This is a genomic window from Amycolatopsis kentuckyensis (genome assembly GCF_002155975.1).
Taxonomy (GTDB): domain Bacteria; phylum Actinomycetota; class Actinomycetes; order Mycobacteriales; family Pseudonocardiaceae; genus Amycolatopsis; species Amycolatopsis kentuckyensis.
The window spans coordinates 1-19,730 of the sequence record NZ_MUMI01000283.1 but is presented as its reverse complement, the minus strand read 5'-3'; the positions used below and the strand labels follow the sequence as shown (position 1 = coordinate 19,730).

Here is a 19,730-nt window from a genome sequence, read left to right as displayed (position 1 = left end):
GCGGCGCCACTCACGGCCCGGATCCCTCAACCGTGCCAGGGGTTGCCGTCGGTGGTGGGCGTCGGGGTCGGCGTGACGACCGCGGCGGCCGGCGCCCCGCCGTCGTCCGCGGACGCGGTGGTGGAGCCGATCACCGGCAGCGCGGCCAGCGCGCAGATCGCGAACACCGGACCACCGATTTTGGCCAGCTTCTTGAACATGGCGAATCCCTCCTCGGGAATGGTGATTTGATCCAGGCGCTTCGGATAATTCGGCGCCCACCACCGAGGATTCGCGTCACTGCATTCAGCGACAAGGGGTTTCCTGTTTCATAAACGAATAGGAAACAGTCAGCGCTCCGGCCAGGAGCACGCCCGCGGCCGTGCCCAGCGCGATCGAGGTCGTCGTCGCGGTCAGCAGGGCACCCAGGATGGCCACCCCGAGGGCCGCACCCGCCTGGCGGGACGCGTTCAACGCGCCGCCCGCGACGCCGGTCAGCTCCGGGGGAGCCGCGGCGACCACCATCGCCAGCAGCGACGGGATGGCCAGCGAAACTCCGAAACCCAGCACGGCCAGCGCGACCACCGACAGGGCCGCCGGCGTCGTGCACGCCTGGAGCAGGGTGCCCCCGGACATCAGCGCGAAGCCCGAAACCGCCGGAATTCGCGGGCCGGTACGAGCCACCAGCCGGCCGGTGAAAATCGGGTTGAACGCCGTCGGGATCGTCAGCGGCAGGAATGCCAGGCCGGTCGCCGACGGCGGATAACCGCGGCTTTCCTGGAAATACAGCGACAGCACGAACAGCACCCCGGACAACCCGAAGTTCACCATCGCGCCGGCCGCCAGCCCGAGCGGGAACGCGCGGCCGCGGAACAGGCGCGCCGGGAGCATCGCCTCCGGGTGCCGCTGGGACCGCACGAACACCGCGGCCGCGGCGACGGCGAGCAGCAGGGCAGCCCAGGACCGCTCGATCAGCGCGTACGTCAGTGTCGACAAAGCGACCACGGCCGACGCCTGGCCCACGAGGTCGAACCGGCCCGGCCTCGCCGGGGTCGACGGCGCCGAGCGGGACAGGACCAGCGCGACCAGGGCCACCGGGACGTTGACCAGGAAGATCGCCCGCCAGCCGAACGCCTCGGTCAGGAGGCCGCCCAGCACCGGGCCCGCCACCAGGCCGGTCCCGCTCACCGCGGCCCACACGCCCATCGCCTTCGCCCGCGCGGACGGCACCGGGCAGGCCGCCGCGATCAGCGACAACGACGAAGGGACCAGCAGCGCACCGGCCACGCCGAGCAAAGCCCGGAGTGCGATCAGCATCGGCGTCGAGACCGACAGCGCCGACAAACCGGACAGCACCGCGAACGCGGTGAGACCGACGGTGAACACCCGACGGGCGCCGAAGCGGTCCGACCACGCCCCCGCGGTGAGGAGGAACGCCGCGAACGTCAGCGTGTAGCCGTTCGAAATCCATTGCTGTGCCGACAAAGACGGCGAAAGGGCCGGAAGCGCGACCGTCACGATCGTCGTGTCCAGCATGACCAGGAAGTAGCCAAGGGAAAGGCCGGTGAGAAGTCTTGCCACACCGGAAGCCTGGACGCTCGGTGACACCGGCGGAAGCAGGGAGTTACGATGGCGGGTATCGGGAAGACCGATGGGGGATGCCATGGAACTGCGCCACCTGCGCACCTTCCGCGTCGTCGCGCGGACGCTCAACTTCACCCGCGCCGCGGCCGAGCTGCACTACGCGCAGTCCAGTGTCACCGAGCAGATCCAGGCCCTGGAAGCGGAGCTCGGCTCGAAGCTGTTCGAACGCGGGCGGCGGCTGCGGCTCACCGGCGCCGGGGAACGGCTCGTCGGCTACGCGGACCAAGTGCTCGAGCTCGTCGAGGAAGCCCGGGCCGCGGTCGACGAGGAGCGCGGCGAACCCGAAGGCGACCTGACCATCGGCGCGCTGGAAACCCTGTGTGCGCACCGGATTCCGGCCCTCTTCGGCGAATACCGGACGCGGTGGCCGCGCGTGCGGGTCACGCTCCGGGAGGGCAGCCGAGGGGAGCTCTACCAGGCCGTGCAACGGTCCGAAATGGACGTTTGCTTCACCTTCGGCGACGCGCCCGCCGACCCGGCGCTCGCCAGTGCGTCGCTGGGCACCGAGCCACTCGTCGTCATCGTCCCGCCGGGGCATTCCCTGGCCCGGAAGGAAGAACTCCGGCCCGGCGACCTCGACGACGTCGGCTTCCTCGCGACGCCGCAAGGCTGCGGCTTCCGGGAGATGCTGGACCGGATCGACGGTCCCGTCGTCGAGGCGGAGGTCGGCAGCCTCGCCGCCCTCGTGCGGTGCGTGGCCGCCGGCCTGGGGTGCGGGCTCGTGCCCGCCCTCGTCGCCGGCGATGGAGTGAGCGCCGTTCCCCTGGCCGGGGCGGCCACCGACGTCACCATGACGTGGCGGCGGCGCGACGAGCACAAGCCGAGCGTCGCCGCGCTGCTCGCCACCGCCTACGCGTTGTCCAGCACGGAAAGCAGCTCGTCCGGCAGCTCCAGGGTGAAGGCCGGGGCAATCGACTCGTAGTGCTCCCACGTGCGCGGGCCGATCAGCGGGATGACGCCGTGGTGCAGCAGCCACGCCAACGCCACCTGGTTGCCCGACGCACCCAGCGACGACGCCACCTTCGCGACCGCGGCCAGGCGCGCTTCCGAGTCCGGGCCCGCGTAGGACTGCCAGACCGGAGTGGACTCCCGGTACGCGGCGTCGTCGTAGATTCCGCGCAGCAGCGAGGAATACGCGGCCAGTGAGACGTCCGGGTGCAGCGACAGCCAGTCCAGCAGCTCGGCGCCCGCGATCGAGGGGACGTCGGCGCCGGTGGGACGCAGGTACGAGTGCTGGACCTGGACTGCCACCGGGGACGCCCAGCCGTTGGCCAGCGCCAGGGACCGGATGCGCTCCAGGCGCCACGTCCGGACGTTGCTCCAGCCGATGTACCGCACCTTGCCCGCCCGGACCAGGGAGTCCAATGCGGACAGTGTCTCTTCCAGCGGCACGCGGCGGTCGTCGACGTGGACGTAGTAGAGGTCGATGTGGTCGGTGCCCAGCCGCCGCAGGCTGAGCTCCACCTCGCGCTCGATCACCGTCGCGCCCGCGCCCTCGAACGTCCGCTCCACCCCGGCCCAGTCCACCGTGCCGTCCGGATGCCGGCCGGCGCGCGCCGCCGGGAGGTCGGTGATGCCCGCCGACACCTTCGTCGCCAGGAAGACCCGGTCACGGCGGCCCTTCAGCAGGCGGCCGAGCAAGGACTCGCTTTCGCCGCCGGTGGCGTCCGGCGCCCACCACGCGTAGCAGTTCGCCGTGTCCAGGAAGTCGCCGCCCGCGTCGAGGTAGGCGTCCAGGATCCGCTTCGACGTCGGTTCGTCCGTCGACGTGCCCATCGTCATGCAGCCCAGCGACACCTGGCTCACGTACTGGCCGGTCACGCCCAGTTCCACCTTCTTCATACCGATCACGCTAAGCCCGGATCGGTCCGGCACTACAGTCCAATACCGTGGCAGGATCACAGACCGATTGGGGCGTGCTGCTCGAACTGACCGGGCCGGGCCCGAAGCACGAACAGCTGGCCAGGGCCTTGCGCAAGACGATCCGCGCCGGCGTCCTGACCGGCACCGTCCCCCCGAGCCGCCGGCTCGCCACCGACCTCGGGTGCTCGCGGTGGGTCGTCACGCAGGCCTACGCGCAGCTCGTCGCCGAGGGGTACCTGGCCGGGCGCACCGGGTCGGCCACCCGGGTCCGGCCGGTGGGTGACGCGGTGGCGGCGAACGAGCCGGCGCGGGCGGCGGCACCGCGGTACGACCTCGCTCCGGGCCTGCCCGACCTGCGGAACTTTCCCCGCCGGCCGTGGGCGGAAGCGGTCCGCGAGGTGCTCGCGAACACGCCGCACACGGACTTCGGGCTGCCCGAGCCGGGCGGCCACCCCCGGTTGCGGCGGGTTCTGGGCGAGTACCTCCGGCGCGTCCGCGGCGCCGCGCCCGGCACCGTGCTGGTCTGCGGCGGCGTCACCGACGGGGTGGCCGGCGTCTGCCGCGCCCTGGTCGAGCGCGGACAGACCAAGCTCGCCGTCGAGGATCCCGGGTGGACGCGGTTGCGGCGGACGGCCGAAGGCGCCGGGATGACCGTCCACCCGGTGCCGGTCGACGGCGAAGGCCTCGACGTCGGGCGGATTCCGGCGGGCGTCCGCGCCGTGCTCGTCTCGCCCGCGCACCAGTTCCCCACCGGCTCGGTCCTCTCGCCGCGGCGGCGCGCCGAGCTGCTGGCCTGGGCGCGGGACGTCGACGGCCTGGTCCTCGAGGACGACTACGACGCCGAGTTCCGCTACGACCGGCGGCCCGTCGGCACCGTCCAGGGCACCGACCCGGGGCGGGTCGTGCTCTTCGGGTCGGTCAGCAAGACGCTCAGTCCCGCACTCGGGCTCGGCTGGGTCGTCCTGCCTCCACAGTGGACAGTGCAGGCGCACCCGCCGCCCGTGCTCGACCAGCTCGCGCTGGCGGGCTTCATCACGAGCGGCGGCTACGACCGGCACCTGCGGGCGGCGCGGCTGCGCTACCGCGCGCGGCGCGACAAGCTCGTCGAGGCGCTCGGGCCGGCGCCGCTCTCCGGGGTCGCGGCCGGGCTGCACCTGGTGCTCCACCTCGACCAGGACGCCGCGGCCGTCGTCCGGAAGGCGAGGGCGCTCGGGGTCAAGGTGACCGACCTCGACGGCTACCGGACGACGCCGGGCGACCCCGCGCTCGTCCTCGGCTACGGCAACCTGGCCGACACCGGCGTCGAAGCCGCCGCCCGGCTGCTCCGGCAGGCGATGACAACGGCTTGACCTGGTTGCCGCCTTCTCAAATGCCCGCCGATGTGAAAAGCTGCTGGACAGTCCGCTTCTGACAACGTTGTCACCTGGGAGGTGCGCGCCCCATGGGGTCGCCAAGCAGACAACTGATCGCCGCGGCGGTCGTGGGACTCGTGGCCGCCGCCACGACCCAGGCCACCGCACACGCCGCCGCGGAAGTCGATCCGGTGAGCCTGGTCAACCCGTTCGTCGGCACGCAGAACTTCGGGAACACCTTCCCCGGCGCCAGCGCGCCGTTCGGGATGGTGCAGGTCAGCCCGGACACTGGCGGCCAGGGTGGCTACGACTACCTGCAGAACGCGATCTACGGCTTCAGCCAGACACACCTGTCCGGCGTCGGCTGCGGCGTGATGGGCGAGCTGCCGATCATGCCGACGACCGGGGCGGTGGACAACGTTGACAAGAACGCCTACCGGTCCGAGTACAGCCACGACGACGAGCACGCCGAGCCGGGCTACTACCGCGTCGGCCTCAAGAAGTACGGGATCAACGCCGAACTGACGGCGACCGCGCGCACCGGCTGGCAGCGCTACACGTTCCCGTCGACCGGGCAGGCGAACGTCCTGTTCAACACCGGTCAGGCCAACCAGTCCGTCAAGGATTCGGAGATCCACGTCGTCGGTGACCGGACGCTCGAAGGGCGGGTCAAGGCCGGCGGGTTCTGCGCCGGCCACGACGAGCACACCGTCTACTTCACCGCGACCTTCGACCGGCCGTTCAGCTCGTTCGGCACCTGGCGCGGTTCGACACGCAGCGAGGGCAGCCGCGACGCCGCGGGCACCGGGAGCAACGGCGCCTGGGCGAGTTTCGACGCGACCACCGACCACGACGTCGTGCTCAAGGTCGGCCTGTCCTACACCGGGCTCGAGGGCGCGCGGAAGAACCTCGCGGCGGAGACGTCGAACCACGACTTCGACGCGACGCGCGCCGCGCTGCACCAGCAGTGGGCCGACCGGCTGGGCGCGATCAAGATCGCCGGCGGCACGACCGAGCGGCAGACGGCGTTCTACACCGCGCTCTACCACGCGCAGCTGCACCCGAACCTGGCCGGCGACACCGACGGCGCGTACACCGGCTTCGACGGCAAGGTGCACACCGCGAGCGGCTACACGCCGTACCAGAACTTCTCGCTGTGGGACACCTACCGGCCGCAGAACCAGCTGCTCGAAATGCTGGAACCGCAGGTCGCGCGGGACGTCGCGCTGTCGGTCGTCGCCATCGGACGGGACGGCGGGTGGCTGCCGCGCTGGGCGCTGGCCGAGAGCGAAACGAACATCATGACCGGCGACCCGGTGACGCCGTTCCTCGTCGAAGCGTGGTCGAAGGGCCTGCTCGCCGGGCACGAAGAAGAGGCGTACGCGCTGCTCAAGAAGAACGCGACGAGCACGCCGCCCGCCGACTCGCCGTACAACGGCCGCTCCGGCGTCGACTACTACAACGAGCGCGGGTACGTCCCGAGCGGACTGGAACTCGGCAAGGACTGCGCGGCCAAGGGCGGCGACAACGACTGCGAGCACCCGGCGTCGGCGACCATGGAGTACGCCGCCGCGGACGCGTCGCTCGCGCTGATGGCCCGCGGCCTCGGCCACCAGGCGGACGCGCGGATGTTCGCCGACCGCGGCCAGTGGTACCGCAACCTGTGGGACTCCTCGATCGGCCAGTTCCGCCCGCGCACCGCCGAGGGCACGTTCCTCACGCCGTACAATCCGGTCGACGCCGCCCACCAGTTCCACGAAGGCGGCGCCTACCAGTACCAGTGGCTCGTGCCGCAGGACCCGGCCGGGCTCGTCTCGCTGATGGGCGGCCGGACCTCGACCGAGAAGCGCCTGGACTCCTTCTTCTCCTACGGCAATCTTCTGAAGGACCCGGCGGGCACCGCGCGGAAGGACTGGATCGCCAGCCCGTACGACTACTACGGCAAGGCGACCTACAACCCGAACAACGAGCCCGACCTGCTCGCGCCCTACATGTACAACTGGGTCGGCGCGCCGGCGAAGACCGCGACCGTCGTCCGCGCGGCGATGACGCTGTTCACCACCGGCCCCGACGGCATGACCGGCAACGACGACCTCGGCACCATGTCGGCCTGGTACGTCTTCTCGTCGCTCGGCCTGTACCCGACGATGAGCGGCGCGAACTTCCTCGCGCTGTCGAGCCCGCAGTTCGAGTCGGCGACCGTCCGCATCGGACAGTACGGCTCCGCGCAGGGCGGGACGCTCACGGTGTCGGCGCCGGGTGCGAGCGACGCGAACCGGTACATCCAGAGCGTGTCGCTCAACGGCCGGGACGTCCGGAAGACGTCCCTGGACTGGGCCGCGCTGGCCCACGGCGGGACGCTGTCGCACAAGCTCGGCTCGCGGCCGTCCTCGTGGGGAACGTCGCCGTCCGCGGCGCCGCCGTCGGTGAACAACGCCGCGGGCGACCAGCGGCGGCACGTCGACGCGTCGCTGCGGCAGACGTCGGTGGTGATCCCGTCCGGCGCGGCGCAGCAGGTGCACCTCGACCTGGACGTGGTGGCCCAGAACCCGGGCCTGCAGCCGGTGACGGTTTCGGTCACCTCGCCGTGGAAGACGCGGTCCCAGCCGTTGCTCCTGGTCTGGTCCGGACGGCTGCCGGTGCAGCAGACGGTGCCGATCACGGTGAACGTGCCGTCGGGCGCGGCCGTCGGGACGTACCCGGTGCAGGTCAGGGTGTCGGGGCCGAACACGGTGACCCGCTCGGCGACGATCGAGGTCCGGACACCGTCGGCGTGCGTTTCTTCCGGCCCGCAGTGCGCGGTCGACCTGACCCGCGACCGCAACCACGACGGCACGGCCACGGTGTCGGCGTCGACCGAAGGCAACTTCGACGGCGGCGGCTGGAGCTACGACGCTGCGCTGCTTCCCGCGGCGGGCCCGGTGGCCTGGGACGGCGTCACGTACGCGGCGCCGGACGCTTCGGGGACTGCGCCGAACTTCGTGGAGGCCCGCGGGCAGTCGCTGCTGCTCCCGGCCGGTCAGCACGCGGCGCTTCGCATTGTCGGGGCGTCGCACAACGGCCCGGTGTCGACGACGGTGACGGCGCACTACACCGACGGGACCAGCGCGGATCTGGCGTTGACCTTCGGTGACTGGGCGGGGTCCGGGAGCCCGGTGGTGCTGGAGATGCCGCACCGGATCAAGGCGGGCAGCGGGGTCGACGGGCCACCGGTTCGGCTGTTCGGGCTTTCGGCGGGACTGGACGGCGGGAAGACCGTGCAGTCGGTGAGCCTGCCGAACGATCCGCGGGTGGAGATCTACGCGCTCACCCTGGCGTGAGGAGTCCGGTTCGCCGGGGAGCCCGCTTCCCGGCGAACCGTTCCGCCAGGTCAGGAGTCAGGTACGGAGCTCCGGTGGCGGCCGGCCCAGCCCCAGCGCGAGCTCCAGGTGAAGAACGTCTCCACCCCGCCGAGCACCGTCAAGCGACGATCCGGGGCTCGGACGCCAGCCGCGACAGCACGTGGGTCAGCCGCCTCGCCGCTACGTCCCACTCCTCCAGCGCGCTTCCCCGGCCCAGGGCCGCCGTGCGCAACGAGCGGCGCAGCTCCGGGTCCGCGTACCAGCGGTGCAACGCGTCCGCCAGCGCGAACGGGTCGTCCGGTGCCACCAGCAGGCCTGGCATCTCGCCGTCGGCGTCGACGCCCAGTGCGTCGTACACCCCGCCCACCTCGGTGGCCAGGACCGGGATGCCCCGGGCCAGCGCCTGGGCCACGAACATGCCGGACGTCGCCGCGCGGGCCGGGATGACCAGCAGGTCCGCCGCGTTGTAGGCCGCGCCGAGGTCTACCTCGTCGCCGGCGAGGGTGATGCGGTTGCCGAGGCCGAGGCGCTCGATCGTCCAGCCGAGCTCGTCGACGTACGCCGGGTCCGCCGTCAGCGAGCCGGCGAACACGCACGACAGCGCCAGGTGGTCGACCTCGCCGAGGGCCTGGATCAGCACGTCGTGGCCGTTGCGGCGGCTCACGTCCCCCACACAGAGCAGCCGGGACACGCCGTCCGCGCCTGCCGCGAGCGGGGCCGCGTCGGTGCCTGGCTTGGCCACGTAGACGCGGCCGGGGTCCAGGTCGTGGCGGTCGATCAGCAGGCGGGCGAGCCACGGGCTGGTCGCGACGACCATGCCGGCCATCCGCAGCGTCTCGCGTTCGCAGGCGTCCAGCTCCGCGGCGTGCGCCGGGGCGAGGCCCGGCTCGTCGGCGAGGGCCTGGTGCACCAGTACGGCCAGGCGCAGCCGCCGGGCGTGCGGGACGACGATCTCCGGCACGCCGGAGGCGATCATGCCGTCGAGCAGCACGACCGTCCGGTCCGGCAGCGCGGCGAGGGACCGCGCCAATCTCCGTCTCGACGTCGCGTCCGGCTCCGGCCAGTCACCGGCGATCGGCAGCTCCAGCACCGGCTGCCCGACGGCGGGCAGGTTCTGGCACATCCGCTTGTCGTAGGTGTCGCTGCCCGGCGGCGCGGCCGGGAGGATGAACACCATCGGGTCGGCGGGCCTCATCGCGCGCGCCGGAGCAGGTCGGGTTCGGAAACAGACACGGCTACCTCCAGCGTGGGTCGACGGCGGTGACGGCTCATACGTCACACGCACCCCAAGCCGGGAAGGTTCAGTTCTGCGCGTCAATCTTCCAGACGCCGTCCACCTGGACCATGGTGAAGGTGTCGTTCTCGCCCTTGGCCCCGTCGTAGGTGACGAACGCCGTGACCCGGTTGTTCCCGACCTCCTTGACGTTGGCCGCGTTCACCACCCGGTATTGGCTCCAGAAGTTCTTGTACTTCTCGTAGGTCTGGTTGCGCGAGGCTCTGAACTTGTCCGTGAGCAGGTTCCACGCCGCCTGCGGATTGCCCGGGAGCAGCAGGTAGTAGTCCTGCAGTGCCTGGGCCGCCGTCTTCGACGAGGACACCGTCGAGACGGTCGGCGAAGTCGGCGCAGTCGAGGTCGCGGAGGTCGGCGGCGAAGAGGGAGCAGGCGTCGACGACTGCGCCGTGGGCGTCGCGGACGCCGAGGTGGACGGTGTCGGCGACGGCGGCGGGGCGGCGACATTGCCGTCCGGCGCCTTCTGCCGCACGACCAGCAGAATCGCCACGACGACGGCCACGCACAGCAGCGCCGCGCCCGCCCCGACGGCGATCAGGCCCTTCCGCGCGCCCGGCGACACCGCGGTGACCTCGCCCGCGGGCACGGCGACCGCGGCGGGCACGGTCGGGACCGCGGGCGGTTCGGTCTCGGGCACCGTCGCCGCGAGCACCGACTCGCCGGGCTCCGGATCCGGCAGCAGCGCCAGCAGCTCCTGCTCGACCTCGTCCATCGAGGGACGCTCGGCCGGCTCGGAGGCGAGCATCCGCAGCAGCAGCGGGGTCAGCCGGCCCGCCTTTTCCGGCGGCACGATCTCGCCGCTGGAGGCCTTGTAGAGCAAAGCGATCGGGTTGTCGGCGGTGCCGTAGGGTGACTGCCCCTCGACGGCGGCGTACAGCGTGGCGCCGAGCGAGAAGACGTCGGCGGCGAAGTCCGCGTCCTCGCCGCGGGCCACTTCGGGCGCGAGGTACGCGGGCGTGCCGGCGATCTCCCCCGTCGCCGTCAGCTTGACGTCACCGATCGCGCGCGAGATGCCGAAGTCGGTGATCTTCGCCGTGCCGTCCTCGGAGACCAGGATGTTGGCCGGCTTCACGTCGCGGTGCACGACCCCGGCGCGGTGCGCGCCGGCCAGCGCCGAGCTGATCTGCACGCCGACGCGGATGGCGTCGTCCACCGTGGCCGGCTCCTCGCCGAGCACGAGGGCCAAGCTCTTCGACGGCAGGTACTCCATCACCAGCCACGGCCGGTCCTCCTCCTCGAGGACGGCGAACACGGTGATCGCGTGGGAATGCTGCAACCGGGCGGCGATCCGCGCCTCGCGCATCGCGCGGTTCTTCGCCTCCTGGGTGCGTTGCTCGTCGTGGTCGTGCGGCAGCAGGAGTTCCTTGATCGCCACGGTGCGGTCGAGCTTTTCGTCCTGGGCCCGCCACACCGTGCCCATCGCGCCGCCGCCGATCGGCTCGAGCAGCCGGTACCGATCGCGGATCCGGCGACTTTCCACGAGCATCCACCATTCTCCGAAGTGGCCGACGAGATCCGGTCAGCATGCCAGGCTGGGCGGCCGACCGGTACCAACGTAACCGAAAACCTTGCGCGGACAGCGCAAACGAGCGCTGTGGCGCCGCCCACGGTGTACCCGGGAATCCTAACGAACAACCCCGTACGCACGATCAAGTGCGTCCACGATCTCCTTGCGCAGCCCGGCGCCGACGGCGATCGTCGCCTCGGAACCGACCGTGTGCTCGCGGCCGTCGCGGTCGACGACGACCCCGCCGGCCTCGCGCACGAGCAGCACGCCCGCCATGGTGTCCCACGGGTTGTTGGACAGGATCAGTGCGGCGTCGAGCTTTCCGTCCGCCACCCAGGCGAGGTCGATGGCCGCCGTGCCGAGCATCCGGATCTTCTGCGCCCGCGCACCGAGGTCCGAAAGGAGCAGCAGCCGCGCGCGGTTCTTCTCGTCGGCGAGCTCGCCGATCGCGAAGTCCCCGACGGCGATCATCGCATCGGACATTTCCGTGGCGGTGGAAGCACCGACGCGCTCTCCGTTCGCGAAGGCACCTTCGCCGCGCGCGGCGGTGTACGTGACGCCGAGGTACGGCAGCGTGATCGCGGCGACCGTGCTGTGTTGCCCGTCCACCAGGGCCAGGGAAATCCCGCAGAGCGGAATTCCGCGGGCGAAGTTGGCGGTCCCGTCGATGGGGTCGAGCGCCCACCAGCGGCCGCCGCCGTCCCCGCTGCGGCCACGCTCCTCGCCGAGGATCCCGATCTCCGGCGTCTCGGCGGCGAGGAACTCCCGCAGCGCGTCCTCGACCGCGGTGTCGACGTCGGTCACCAGGTCGCGATCGCCTTTCGCGGAAACGGAAAAACTCGGGCGCGACCTGACGATCTCCGTCGCCTTCGCCACGGCCTCGCGCGCGACGTCCAGTAGTGCGGCATGCTCGGTCATGCCACCAATCTAGAGAAGGGCCGCGGAGATGACCGATCTGTTCCCGCTCGCCACCACCGCCGACGAGCAGGAGCGGCGGGCATCGGTCGCGGTGCTGCCGGTCGGCAGCTTCGAGCAGCACGGCGCGCACCTGCCGCTGGCGACCGACACGGTGATCGCGGCCACTCTCGCCCGTGCGGTCGCCGAGGCGTACCCGGTCCTCCACCTGCCACCGATCACGATCTCGTGCTCGCACGAGCACGCGGGGTGGGCGGGCACGGTGAGCATTTCGGCGCGCACGCTGCACGCGGTGGTCACCGACGTCGCCGCGTCACTGCACGCGTCCGGGGTGGACCGGCTCGTGCTGGTCAACGGGCACGGCGGCAACTACGTACTGTCCAATGTGGTCCAGGAGGCGGCCGGCGCGATGGCGCTGTTCCCCGGCGTCGCGGACTGGCAGGCGGCGCACACCGCGGCCGGCCTGCGGACGTCCCTGGACGACGACATGCACGCGGGCGAACTGGAGACGTCGATCCTGCTGCACGCCCACCCGCACCTGGTCCGCCCGGGACACGAATCGGCCGACCACGTCACCGACCGGGAACACCTGCTGACGCTGGGCCTGCGGGCGTACACGGAATCGGGCGTGGTCGGCCGTCCTTCGCTGGCGAGTGCGGCCAAGGGGCACGTCGTGCTGGACACGCTGGTCCGGCGGTTCGCCGCGGTGCTCGAGGTGCTAGGCGCCTGAGAAGGCCTGATCCAGGTGCGGCAGCAGGTGGGCCATCCGCTCGGCCTTCGTCCGGAGGTAGCGCAGGTTCTCCGGATTCGGCGGAACCAGCAACGGAACCTGCTCACTGATCCGGATTCCGTAGCGCGTGAGCTGTTCGACCTTCTGCGGGTTGTTCGACAGCAGCCGCACCGAGCGGATGCCGAGGTCGGTCAGGATGCCCGCCGCCGCGTGGTAGTCGCGGGCGTCGACCGGCAGGCCCTGCGCCACGTTCGCGTCGACCGTGTCGAGGCCCTCGTCCTGCTGCAGCCGCATCGCCTCGAGCTTCGCGAGCAGGCCGATCCCGCGGCCCTCGTGGCCCTGGACGTAGACCAGCACGCCCGAGCCCTCTTCGACGATCCGGTCCAGCGCCGCCGCCAGCTGGTCGCCGCACTCGCAGTGCGTCGAGCCGAAGACGTCGCCGGTCAGGCACTCGCTGTGCACCCGGGTCAGGGCGCCGAGCGGGGACACGTCGCCGAAGACCAGCGCGACCTGTTCGGTGCCGGTGCGGTCGAGGTACCCGACCGCGCGGAACGTCCCGTGCCGGGTCGGCAGCCGGGTCTCGACCACCCGCTCGACCACGGCCCGGCGCGGCAGATCCCCGACGACCTCACTTGCGGTCATGACAACCCCACTTCCGTTTCGATCCCGGAGCCGGCCGCAACGCGCGGAGCGGGCACGGCACCGGTGTGCGGAGCGCGGGTCACGCGGAACCCGGCGACGCTCCGGACGAGCAGGACACCGGCGCCGGGCAGGCTCGCGACCAGCGAGAGCACGCCGTAGACGACAGCGACGGTGACACCTTGGGCGGCCCCCAGACCGGCCGCGCCGAAGAGCAGGGCGCAGACGCCCTCGCGCGGGCCGAAGCCGCCGACGTTGAGGGGAAGGCCCATCGCGAGCAGCGCGAGGACCATCAGGGGCACGAGCTGCCACACCGGCGCGGCCACCCCGGCGACGCGGGCGGCGACGACGAACAGCGCCAGGTGTCCGGCCAGGGTCGCGACCGACAGGAAGCCCACGCTGGGCCACGTCTCCCGGGTCAGCAGGCCGAGCCGGACGTCGGCGAGGGTGACGGCGAAGCCGCGACGCCACTTCGACGCGCTGTGGATCCAGCGCCCGCCCAGCAGGCGGCCCACGACCAGCGCGGTGACGGCGGCCAGCACGACGACCACCCCGGCCACCACGACGACCTCGCGGAACGCCGCGGGCACCACCCCCGGTGACGCGAGCACCACAGTGACCGCGGAGGCGATCAGCACGACCTGGCCCGCGGTGCGTTCCAGGACGACGGCCCGCACGCCGCGCGGCACGTCACCGCTGTCGCGGCCGTGCTGCACCGCGCGGTGGACGTCACCGAGGACGCCGGCGGGCAGCACACCGTTGAGGAACAGCGCGCGGTAGTAGTCGCCGACCGCGGCGCGCAGCGAAAGCCGCAGGCCGAGCCGGGTGGCGACGATCTGCCAGCGGCCCGCGCTGAACACCGTCGTCGCGAAGCCGATGACCAGCGCGGCCAGCACGCCGGGCACGCTGATCCGGCCGAGCCCGTCGAGGAAGGCGGCGCTGCCGAGCTGCCAGACGAGGACGGCGAGGATGCCGACCGCGCCGAGGATCCGCAGCCAGGCCAGTGCGCGCTTCACGCCGCCACCTCCAGGCTCGGCGGCAGGACCAGCAGGTCGGCGTGGTGGATCACCGCGCGCAGTTCCCCGTGGCGAGCCTGCTCGAGCCGCCGCTCCAGGTAGACGTCGGCGACCGGGCGCAGTTCCGGCAGCTGCTCGACGGCGGCGCCGACCCAGCCTTCGAGCCACTGCCGCTGCAGTTCCGCCTGGTCCGGGCCGAGCCGCCAGGCGGTGTCGGCGCGGCGGACCGTGGCGCCGAGCCGGCGGAACGCGGTCGCGGCGACGTCCACCGCGTTCGGGCCGAGCAGCCGCCGGCCGTCGTCGGTGACCCGGCGCTGGTGGGCATTGAACGCTGTGGCCATCGCCGGGTCGAGCGGGTCGGCGGGCGAGAGCTCCACCCGGCCGGTGACCGAAAGCATCAGCAGCGCCGCGCAGCCGGCCTCGACGATCGCGGTGGCCAGCGCCGTGATCTCGGCCCTGGTCAGCAGGTCGAGCAGGGCGGACGCGGTGACCAGCGACGTCCCGGCGAGGTCGTCGGCCCGCAGCGCGGTGATGTCGCGCTGCTCGGCGACGACGGTGACCGGGCTGCCGTCGAGCGCGGCCTCCGGGAGGCTCTCCTGCGCGCGGGTGAGCAGCTCGGTGTCGTGGTCGTGCAGGATCCAGCGCTGGGTGCCGGGCAGGCGGGCGGCCAGCCAGCGGCCGAGCGAGCCGGTGCCGCAGCCGAGGTCGCGGATGACGACCTCCTCGCCGGTCGGCAGGTGGTCCTGCAGCGGGTCGAGGAGTCCGGTGGCGCGGGCCGCGGCGTCCGCGGGCTCGCGCAGGTAGAGCCAGTCCGGTGCGAACGCGGTCATGCCGCCGCCTCCTGCCGCAGGAGGATGTCGGCGATCCGGCGGGCGGTGTCGTCCCAGCCGGTCAGGGTCTCGCGGCGCAGCCGCGCCGAAGTACGCAGCCGCGTCCGCAGCGCCGGCTCGGTGAGCCAGCGGCGCAGGGCGGCACCGAGCGCCGCGACGTCGTCGCCGGGGACGAGCATCCCGGGCACCGAGCCGTCCGGCGCGACGCCGACCGTGTCCGGCAGCGCGTCGACGTCGGTGGTCAGCACCGGCACGCCGCGGGCGAGGGCCTCGGTGACGACCATGCCGAAGGTCTCGGCGCGCGAGGGCAGCACGAGCAGGTCGGCGGTGTGGTAGGTCGCCTCGAGCGCCGCGCCGGTGCGGGGACCGGTGAGGGTGAAGCGGGCGCCGAGCCGGTGCTCGCGCAGCCGCTCGACGTACTTGGTCTCGCGCCGGATCCCGCCCACGCATTCGCAGGTCCAGCGCAGGTCGGCGACGGTTTCGAGGGCCTGGGCGAGCACGCCCTGGCCCTTGCGCGGGGTCACGTTGGCCACGCAGACCAGCCGCGACACGCCGTCCGTGCCGACGGCCAGCGGTGCCGGGTCGACCCCCGGCGTCACCGAGTGCACGCGGTGCGGGGCCAGGCCGTGGTGGTTGATCAGCCGGCGCGCGGCCCACTCGCTGGTCGCGACGACCGAGCCGACCGCCCGCAACGTCTCGCGCTCCAGCGCGTCGAGCTCGGCGGCGAGCGCGGGCGGCAGGCCCGTCTCGTCGGCCAGCGGCAGGTGCACCAGCACCGACACCGACAGCCGGCGCGCCTGCGGGACGACGACCTCGGGCACGCCGCAGGCGACCAGGCCGTCGAGCAGCACCGCCGAGCCGGTCGGCAGCGCGGAGAGGAGGTGGCCGAGGACCGCGCGGGCCTCGGTGTCCGGCCGCGGCCAGCTGCCGGAGACGGCGATCTCGTGCACGTCGAAGCCGGCGTCGGCGAGCCGGTCGCACATCCGCCGGTCGTAGGTGTTGCCGCCACTGGGGACGGACGCGTCGTCGACGTCCCCCGGGAGGATCACGTAGAGGGAGTTCACAGTGCACGCTCGTAACTCGCCCACGCGACGTGCGACTCGTGGAGCGAGACGGTGATCCCTTCGAGCCCACGCGCGCCTTCGCCGAGGCGTCCGGCGTGGACGGCGTCGGCCAGGCGGTCGGCGATGACCTTCGCGAGGAACTCGGTCGAGGTGTTGGTCCCCTTGAACTCCGGCTCGTCGTCGAGGTTGCGGTAGTTCAGGTCGCTCAGCACCGCCTTGAGCTCTTCCGTGGCCTTGCCGATGTCGACGACGATGTTGTCCTCGTCGAGGTCGGTGCGGCGGAAAGTGGCATCCACCAGGAAAGTCGCGCCGTGCAGGCGTTGCGCGGGTCCGAAGACTTCCCCGCGGAAGCTGTGGGCGACCATCACGTGGTCACGGACGGTGATGCTGAACACCAAGACCTCCGATGCGTTCGGGTGGACGTGGTCACTGCGGCTGATACATGACACGGAGGCACAGGGCGGAAAGTTCATTTGCCGCGAGCCGGGGTAGCACGGAAGGAAGATCTTCAAACATGCACTCGCCACTGACCAGCGCTTCGAACACCGGATCGGCCAGCAGATCCAGCGCGACGGCGAGGCGCTGGGCGTAGCTGCGGTCCGGCCGCGCGACCGTCCCGACCTGGCTGCTGCGGATCACCAGGCGCCGCGAATGGAAGTTCTCGCCGAGCGGGACGCTGATCCGGCGGTCGCCGTACCACGACAGCTCGACGACTTCCCCCTCCGGCGCGAGCAGTTCCAGGGCTTTGGCGAGGCCTTCTTCGGACGCGCTCGCGTGCACGACGAGGTCGCAGTCGCCGAGCGCCTTCTCGGGGGTCGCGAAGTCGACGCCGAGCGCGGCGGCGATGTCCGCTTTGGCCGGATCGACGTCGACCAGCTGCACCCGGGTCGCCGGGAAGTCCGTGAGCAGCTTGGCGACGCTCGCGCCGACCATCCCGGCACCGATGACGGCGATCCGGTCGCCGAGGCGCGGGCGCGCGTCCCACACGGCGTTCACGGCGGTCTCGACCGTGCCGGCGAGGATCGCGCGTCCGGGTGGGACGGAGTCCGGCACCGGCGTCACCGCCGTCGCCGGGACGACGTACGCGGTCTGGTGCGGGTAGAGGCAGAAGACTGTCTTGCCCGTGAGGTGTGCGGGGCCTTGTTCGACGACGCCGACGTTGAGGTAGCCGTACTTGACCGGACCGGGGAACGCACCTTCCTGGAAGGGGGCGCGCATGACGTCGTGCTGGCTCGCCGGGACCCCGCCGCGGAAGACGAGGGTTTCGGTGCCGCGGCTGACGCCGGAGCACAGCGTGCGGACGAGCACGTCGTCCGGTCCGGGCTCCGGCAGCCGCTCCTCGCGCAGCTGTCCCGAGCCGGGACTTTGAACCCAGAAAGCCTGTTCCACGTGTTTCTCCTCAGCAGGCGACCGGAGGCTGGTGTCGCCACCCTATGAGCAATTCGCGGAGTCGACGATGATCAAACAGGACCTTCTCCTGCGTGCGGTGATCCCGGCGCCGGTGCTCGCCGCGGGGGTCTTCGCGGGCGGTTTCACCCCGCTGGCCTGGGCGACCGGAGTCGTCTACGGCCTGGCGCTGGTGCTGCTCACCGAGTGGGGGCTGCGCCGCAGCGGCCGGCCCGCCTTCGGGCCGGCGGACTGGATCACGTTCGCCCGCGCGCTGCTCGTCGGCTGCGCCGCGGAGCTGGTCGCCGAGGGTGATTTTTCCCTCGGCTGGCTGGTCGCCCTGGTCGGCGTCGCGTTGCTGCTGGACGGCCTCGACGGCCAGGTGGCCCGGCGCACCGGGACGGCGTCCGAGTTCGGCGCGCGCTTCGACATGGAGGTCGACGCGTTCTTGATCTTGCTGCTGTGCATCCAGGTGTCCCGCACGCTCGGGCTGTGGGTGCTGGCGATCGGCCTGATGCGGTACGTGTTCGTCGCCGCCTCGTGGACCGTCTCCTGGCTGACCGCGCCGCTGTACCCGAGCATGGCGCGCAAGACGGTCGCGGCCGTCCAGGGTGTCGTCCTGGTGGTCGCGGTCTCGAGCCTGCTGCCGGCCTCGGTGACGTTCGCGGCGGTCGCGCTCGCCCTCGCGTCACTGGCGTGGTCGTTCGGCCGCGACGTCGTCTGGCTGGCCCGGCACCGCGTCGAGCGCCGGCCGGCCAAGATCGTCGCGCTCACCCGCGCGTCCCTGCGCCGCCCCCTCGGCTACGGCCACAACCAGGCCGCCTGAGGCGCAACTTTCCCTCTGGAAGTGGCGGGGTCAGGAGCCGGCCTCGCGGGCCGCGCGGGCCCGGCGTTTGCCCTCGTGCATCGCGACCACCCGGGCGATCGGGATCGTGTGCCCCTCCTCGACCAGGTCCGCCGGCAGCACGAACGGCTCCGGCATCTCCTCCGTCCACGGGTCGCCGCCGTCCAGCAGGTCCGGGACCGTGTGCACGGTGAAGTCGGCCGGCTCGACGCCGTCGACGTCGGCCCAGCGGACCGGGAACGAGACCGGCGCGCCCGGGCGGTGGCGCGGGCTGTAGACCGAGACGACCGTGGCGCCACCGGCCCGCGTCGAGTCCAGGAACACCTTGCCTTCGCGGCGTTCGACCACGAACTCCGTCGTGCCCAGCGCCGGGTCGATGCGCTCGGCGCGGGCCGCCACCGCGCGGGTCGCCGCGGCGATGTCCTCCGTCGGCTGCCCGGGCGCGAGCGGCACGAAGACGTGGACACCCTTGGAACCGCTGGTCTTCACCGCGCCGTCGAGACCGTCCTTGCGCAACGCCTCCCGCACCAGCTTCGCGGCGCCCACGGCCAGCGAGAACGGCGCGTCCGCGGGCGGGTCGAGGTCGAGGATCAGGTGCGTCGGCCCGCTCGCGGGCTCGCCGCGGAACAACGACGTGTGGTACTCGATCGCGCGCTGGTTGCCGAACCACAGCAGCGTGCGCAGGTCGTTGCAGAGCGCGTAGGTGACTTCGCGCCGCGAGCGGTCGGCCCACAAGGCTCGCCGCTCCACCCACTCCGGCGTGTACTTCGGCAGGTTCTTCTGCATGAACGGCCCTTGGCCACGCAGCACCCGCACCACGCTCAGCAGCCGGTCGTGCAGCTCCGGCAGCATCCGGCCGGACACCGCTTCGAGGTAGTCGAGCAGTTCGCGCTTGGTGACCCCCGCCTCCGGGAAGACCTCCTGGTCGAGACTGCTCAGCTTGACGCCGTGCCGCACCTCATCACCGCTCATCCGCCCACCCTCGCGTCCCCGCGGGAGGCGGTCAACTCCCGATCAGTGCACGCCCGGTCCGCAGCCGCCACCGCAGATCCCGGAGGCAGAGGTTGAACGGGAACCGCCGCAGCGGCCCGGGCAGGACGCGGACGACCCGGCCGAGCGCGGCGAGGAGCGCGTCGAAGCGGCGCTGGTCGGCGGCGGTCCAGGGCAGCCGCATCTCGTCGCGGAAGCGCTGCGGGAGGAACCCGGTGGTCACGAACCGGTGGAACCGGCGGCCGGGCACGGCGAAGACCGGCGGCAGGAACTCGAGGTCGACGATCCGGGTCAGGTAGCGGCGGACGGTGTCGTCGATGCCGACCTCGGCCAGCCCGC

The 19,730-nt window shown here is 72.2% G+C and carries 19 protein-coding genes; 5 read left to right on the top strand and 14 right to left on the bottom strand.

The genetic code is table 11. The annotated features are described in order from the left end of the window. Positions 1-26 precede the first annotated feature (26 nt). Both CCN39_RS50240 and CCN39_RS26645 read right to left on the bottom strand, forming a co-directional pair. Positions 27-200 carry a hypothetical protein gene (locus tag CCN39_RS50240; RefSeq protein WP_158104546.1) on the bottom strand — a complete coding sequence of 58 codons (174 nt, stop codon included), beginning with the start codon at positions 198-200 and terminating at the stop codon, positions 27-29. Between the two features lie 85 nt (positions 201-285). Next, positions 286-1,560: an MFS transporter gene (locus tag CCN39_RS26645; protein WP_086846448.1), complete on the bottom strand. Its 1,275-nt coding sequence runs from the start codon at positions 1,558-1,560 to the stop codon at positions 286-288. Between the two features lie 82 nt (positions 1,561-1,642). Here CCN39_RS26645 and CCN39_RS26640 point away from each other — a divergent pair, with 82 nt between their 5' ends. Then, a complete protein-coding gene (locus CCN39_RS26640) occupies positions 1,643-2,545 on the top strand; it encodes a LysR family transcriptional regulator (protein WP_086846446.1) in 903 nt (300 codons plus the stop codon). Here the strand turns inward: CCN39_RS26640 and CCN39_RS26635 are convergent. Continuing rightward, positions 2,473-3,465, bottom strand: coding sequence for an aldo/keto reductase (locus CCN39_RS26635; protein WP_244211022.1), 993 nt, complete (start codon positions 3,463-3,465; stop codon positions 2,473-2,475). The two genes, CCN39_RS26640 and CCN39_RS26635, sit on opposite strands and share 73 nt — an antisense overlap. Positions 3,466-3,512: 47 nt before the next feature. Here CCN39_RS26635 and pdxR point away from each other — a divergent pair, with 47 nt between their 5' ends. Together pdxR and CCN39_RS26625 are read left to right on the top strand one after the other, a co-directional pair. Then, on the top strand, positions 3,513-4,835 hold the full coding sequence (gene pdxR, locus CCN39_RS26630; RefSeq protein ID WP_244211021.1) for a MocR-like pyridoxine biosynthesis transcription factor PdxR: 1,323 nt from the start codon (positions 3,513-3,515) through the stop codon (positions 4,833-4,835). A gap of 92 nt (positions 4,836-4,927) precedes the next feature. After that, positions 4,928-8,158: a GH92 family glycosyl hydrolase gene (locus CCN39_RS26625; RefSeq protein WP_086846440.1), complete on the top strand. Its 3,231-nt coding sequence runs from the start codon at positions 4,928-4,930 to the stop codon at positions 8,156-8,158. A gap of 139 nt (positions 8,159-8,297) precedes the next feature. Here the strand turns inward: CCN39_RS26625 and CCN39_RS26620 are convergent, their stop codons facing one another. From CCN39_RS26620 to CCN39_RS26610, 3 genes are all read right to left on the bottom strand, one after another. Further along, entirely contained in the window at positions 8,298-9,356 is a 1,059-nt protein-coding gene (locus CCN39_RS26620) for a glycosyltransferase family 4 protein (RefSeq protein ID WP_086846438.1), read from the bottom strand. Between the two features lie 124 nt (positions 9,357-9,480). After that, positions 9,481-10,956, bottom strand: coding sequence for a serine/threonine-protein kinase (locus CCN39_RS26615; RefSeq protein ID WP_086846436.1), 1,476 nt, complete (start codon positions 10,954-10,956; stop codon positions 9,481-9,483). A 138-nt stretch (positions 10,957-11,094) separates the two neighbouring features. Then, a complete protein-coding gene (locus CCN39_RS26610) occupies positions 11,095-11,895 on the bottom strand; it encodes an inositol monophosphatase family protein (protein WP_086846434.1) in 801 nt (266 codons plus the stop codon). Between the two features lie 28 nt (positions 11,896-11,923). Here CCN39_RS26610 and CCN39_RS26605 point away from each other — a divergent pair, with 28 nt between their 5' ends. Next, complete coding sequence (locus CCN39_RS26605; RefSeq protein ID WP_086846432.1) at positions 11,924-12,622, top strand: creatininase family protein; 699 nt, start codon at positions 11,924-11,926, stop codon at positions 12,620-12,622. Here the strand turns inward: CCN39_RS26605 and ribA are convergent. From ribA to CCN39_RS26575, 6 genes are read right to left on the bottom strand one after another with little or no spacing between them, the layout of a single operon-like run. Beyond that, complete coding sequence (ribA, locus tag CCN39_RS26600) at positions 12,611-13,264, bottom strand: GTP cyclohydrolase II (RefSeq protein ID WP_167455186.1); 654 nt, start codon at positions 13,262-13,264, stop codon at positions 12,611-12,613. The genes CCN39_RS26605 and ribA overlap by 12 nt on opposite strands. Continuing rightward, positions 13,261-14,277, bottom strand: a complete 1,017-nt coding sequence (locus CCN39_RS26595; RefSeq protein WP_086846430.1) for a lysylphosphatidylglycerol synthase transmembrane domain-containing protein — start codon at positions 14,275-14,277, stop codon at positions 13,261-13,263. The genes ribA and CCN39_RS26595 overlap by 4 nt, the downstream gene beginning before the upstream one ends. Continuing rightward, positions 14,274-15,107, bottom strand: coding sequence for a methyltransferase domain-containing protein (locus tag CCN39_RS26590; RefSeq protein WP_086846428.1), 834 nt, complete (start codon positions 15,105-15,107; stop codon positions 14,274-14,276). The genes CCN39_RS26595 and CCN39_RS26590 overlap by 4 nt, the downstream gene beginning before the upstream one ends. Continuing rightward, the gene (locus tag CCN39_RS26585) at positions 15,104-16,171 is read right to left on the bottom strand and encodes a glycosyltransferase family 4 protein (RefSeq protein ID WP_086846426.1); all 1,068 of its coding nucleotides are present in this window, start codon (positions 16,169-16,171) and stop codon (positions 15,104-15,106) included. The genes CCN39_RS26590 and CCN39_RS26585 overlap by 4 nt, the downstream gene beginning before the upstream one ends. After that, the gene (locus CCN39_RS26580) at positions 16,168-16,566 is read right to left on the bottom strand and encodes a 6-pyruvoyl trahydropterin synthase family protein (RefSeq protein WP_086846503.1); all 399 of its coding nucleotides are present in this window, start codon (positions 16,564-16,566) and stop codon (positions 16,168-16,170) included. The genes CCN39_RS26585 and CCN39_RS26580 overlap by 4 nt, the downstream gene beginning before the upstream one ends. A 31-nt stretch (positions 16,567-16,597) precedes the next feature. Further along, positions 16,598-17,560: a zinc-dependent alcohol dehydrogenase gene (locus CCN39_RS26575; RefSeq protein ID WP_086846424.1), complete on the bottom strand. Its 963-nt coding sequence runs from the start codon at positions 17,558-17,560 to the stop codon at positions 16,598-16,600. 67 nt (positions 17,561-17,627) lie between these two features. On the opposite strand from CCN39_RS26575, the gene CCN39_RS26570 reads away from it, so the two are divergent. Next, positions 17,628-18,383, top strand: a complete 756-nt coding sequence (locus CCN39_RS26570) for a CDP-alcohol phosphatidyltransferase family protein (protein ID WP_086846422.1) — start codon at positions 17,628-17,630, stop codon at positions 18,381-18,383. A 30-nt stretch (positions 18,384-18,413) separates the two neighbouring features. Here CCN39_RS26570 and CCN39_RS26565 read toward each other — a convergent pair whose 3' ends face one another. Next, on the bottom strand, positions 18,414-19,373 hold the full coding sequence (locus tag CCN39_RS26565) for a DNA polymerase domain-containing protein (RefSeq protein ID WP_086846420.1): 960 nt from the start codon (positions 19,371-19,373) through the stop codon (positions 18,414-18,416). A gap of 31 nt (positions 19,374-19,404) precedes the next feature. Further along, positions 19,405-19,730 (bottom strand): oxygenase MpaB family protein (locus CCN39_RS26560; RefSeq protein WP_143264151.1); only part of this gene is annotated, 326 nt, incomplete at its 5' end.

Coding starts and splice junctions, on each gene's coding strand:
- CCN39_RS26635 (WP_244211022.1), bottom strand. CDS start 3,465: ATGAAGAAGGTGGAACTGGGCGTGACCGGCCAGTACGTGAGCCAGGTG.
- CCN39_RS26615 (WP_086846436.1), bottom strand. CDS start 10,956: ATGCTCGTGGAAAGTCGCCGGATCCGCGATCGGTACCGGCTGCTCGAG.
- CCN39_RS26625 (WP_086846440.1), top strand. CDS start 4,928: ATGGGGTCGCCAAGCAGACAACTGATCGCCGCGGCGGTCGTGGGACTC.
- CCN39_RS26590 (WP_086846428.1), bottom strand. CDS start 15,107: ATGACCGCGTTCGCACCGGACTGGCTCTACCTGCGCGAGCCCGCGGAC.
- ribA (WP_167455186.1), bottom strand. CDS start 13,264: ATGACCGCAAGTGAGGTCGTCGGGGATCTGCCGCGCCGGGCCGTGGTC.
- CCN39_RS26570 (WP_086846422.1), top strand. CDS start 17,628: ATGATCAAACAGGACCTTCTCCTGCGTGCGGTGATCCCGGCGCCGGTG.
- CCN39_RS50240 (WP_158104546.1), bottom strand. CDS start 200: ATGTTCAAGAAGCTGGCCAAAATCGGTGGTCCGGTGTTCGCGATCTGC.
- CCN39_RS26620 (WP_086846438.1), bottom strand. CDS start 9,356: ATGGTGTTCATCCTCCCGGCCGCGCCGCCGGGCAGCGACACCTACGAC.
- CCN39_RS26610 (WP_086846434.1), bottom strand. CDS start 11,895: ATGACCGAGCATGCCGCACTACTGGACGTCGCGCGCGAGGCCGTGGCG.
- CCN39_RS26640 (WP_086846446.1), top strand. CDS start 1,643: ATGGAACTGCGCCACCTGCGCACCTTCCGCGTCGTCGCGCGGACGCTC.
- CCN39_RS26605 (WP_086846432.1), top strand. CDS start 11,924: ATGACCGATCTGTTCCCGCTCGCCACCACCGCCGACGAGCAGGAGCGG.
- CCN39_RS26565 (WP_086846420.1), bottom strand. CDS start 19,373: ATGAGCGGTGATGAGGTGCGGCACGGCGTCAAGCTGAGCAGTCTCGAC.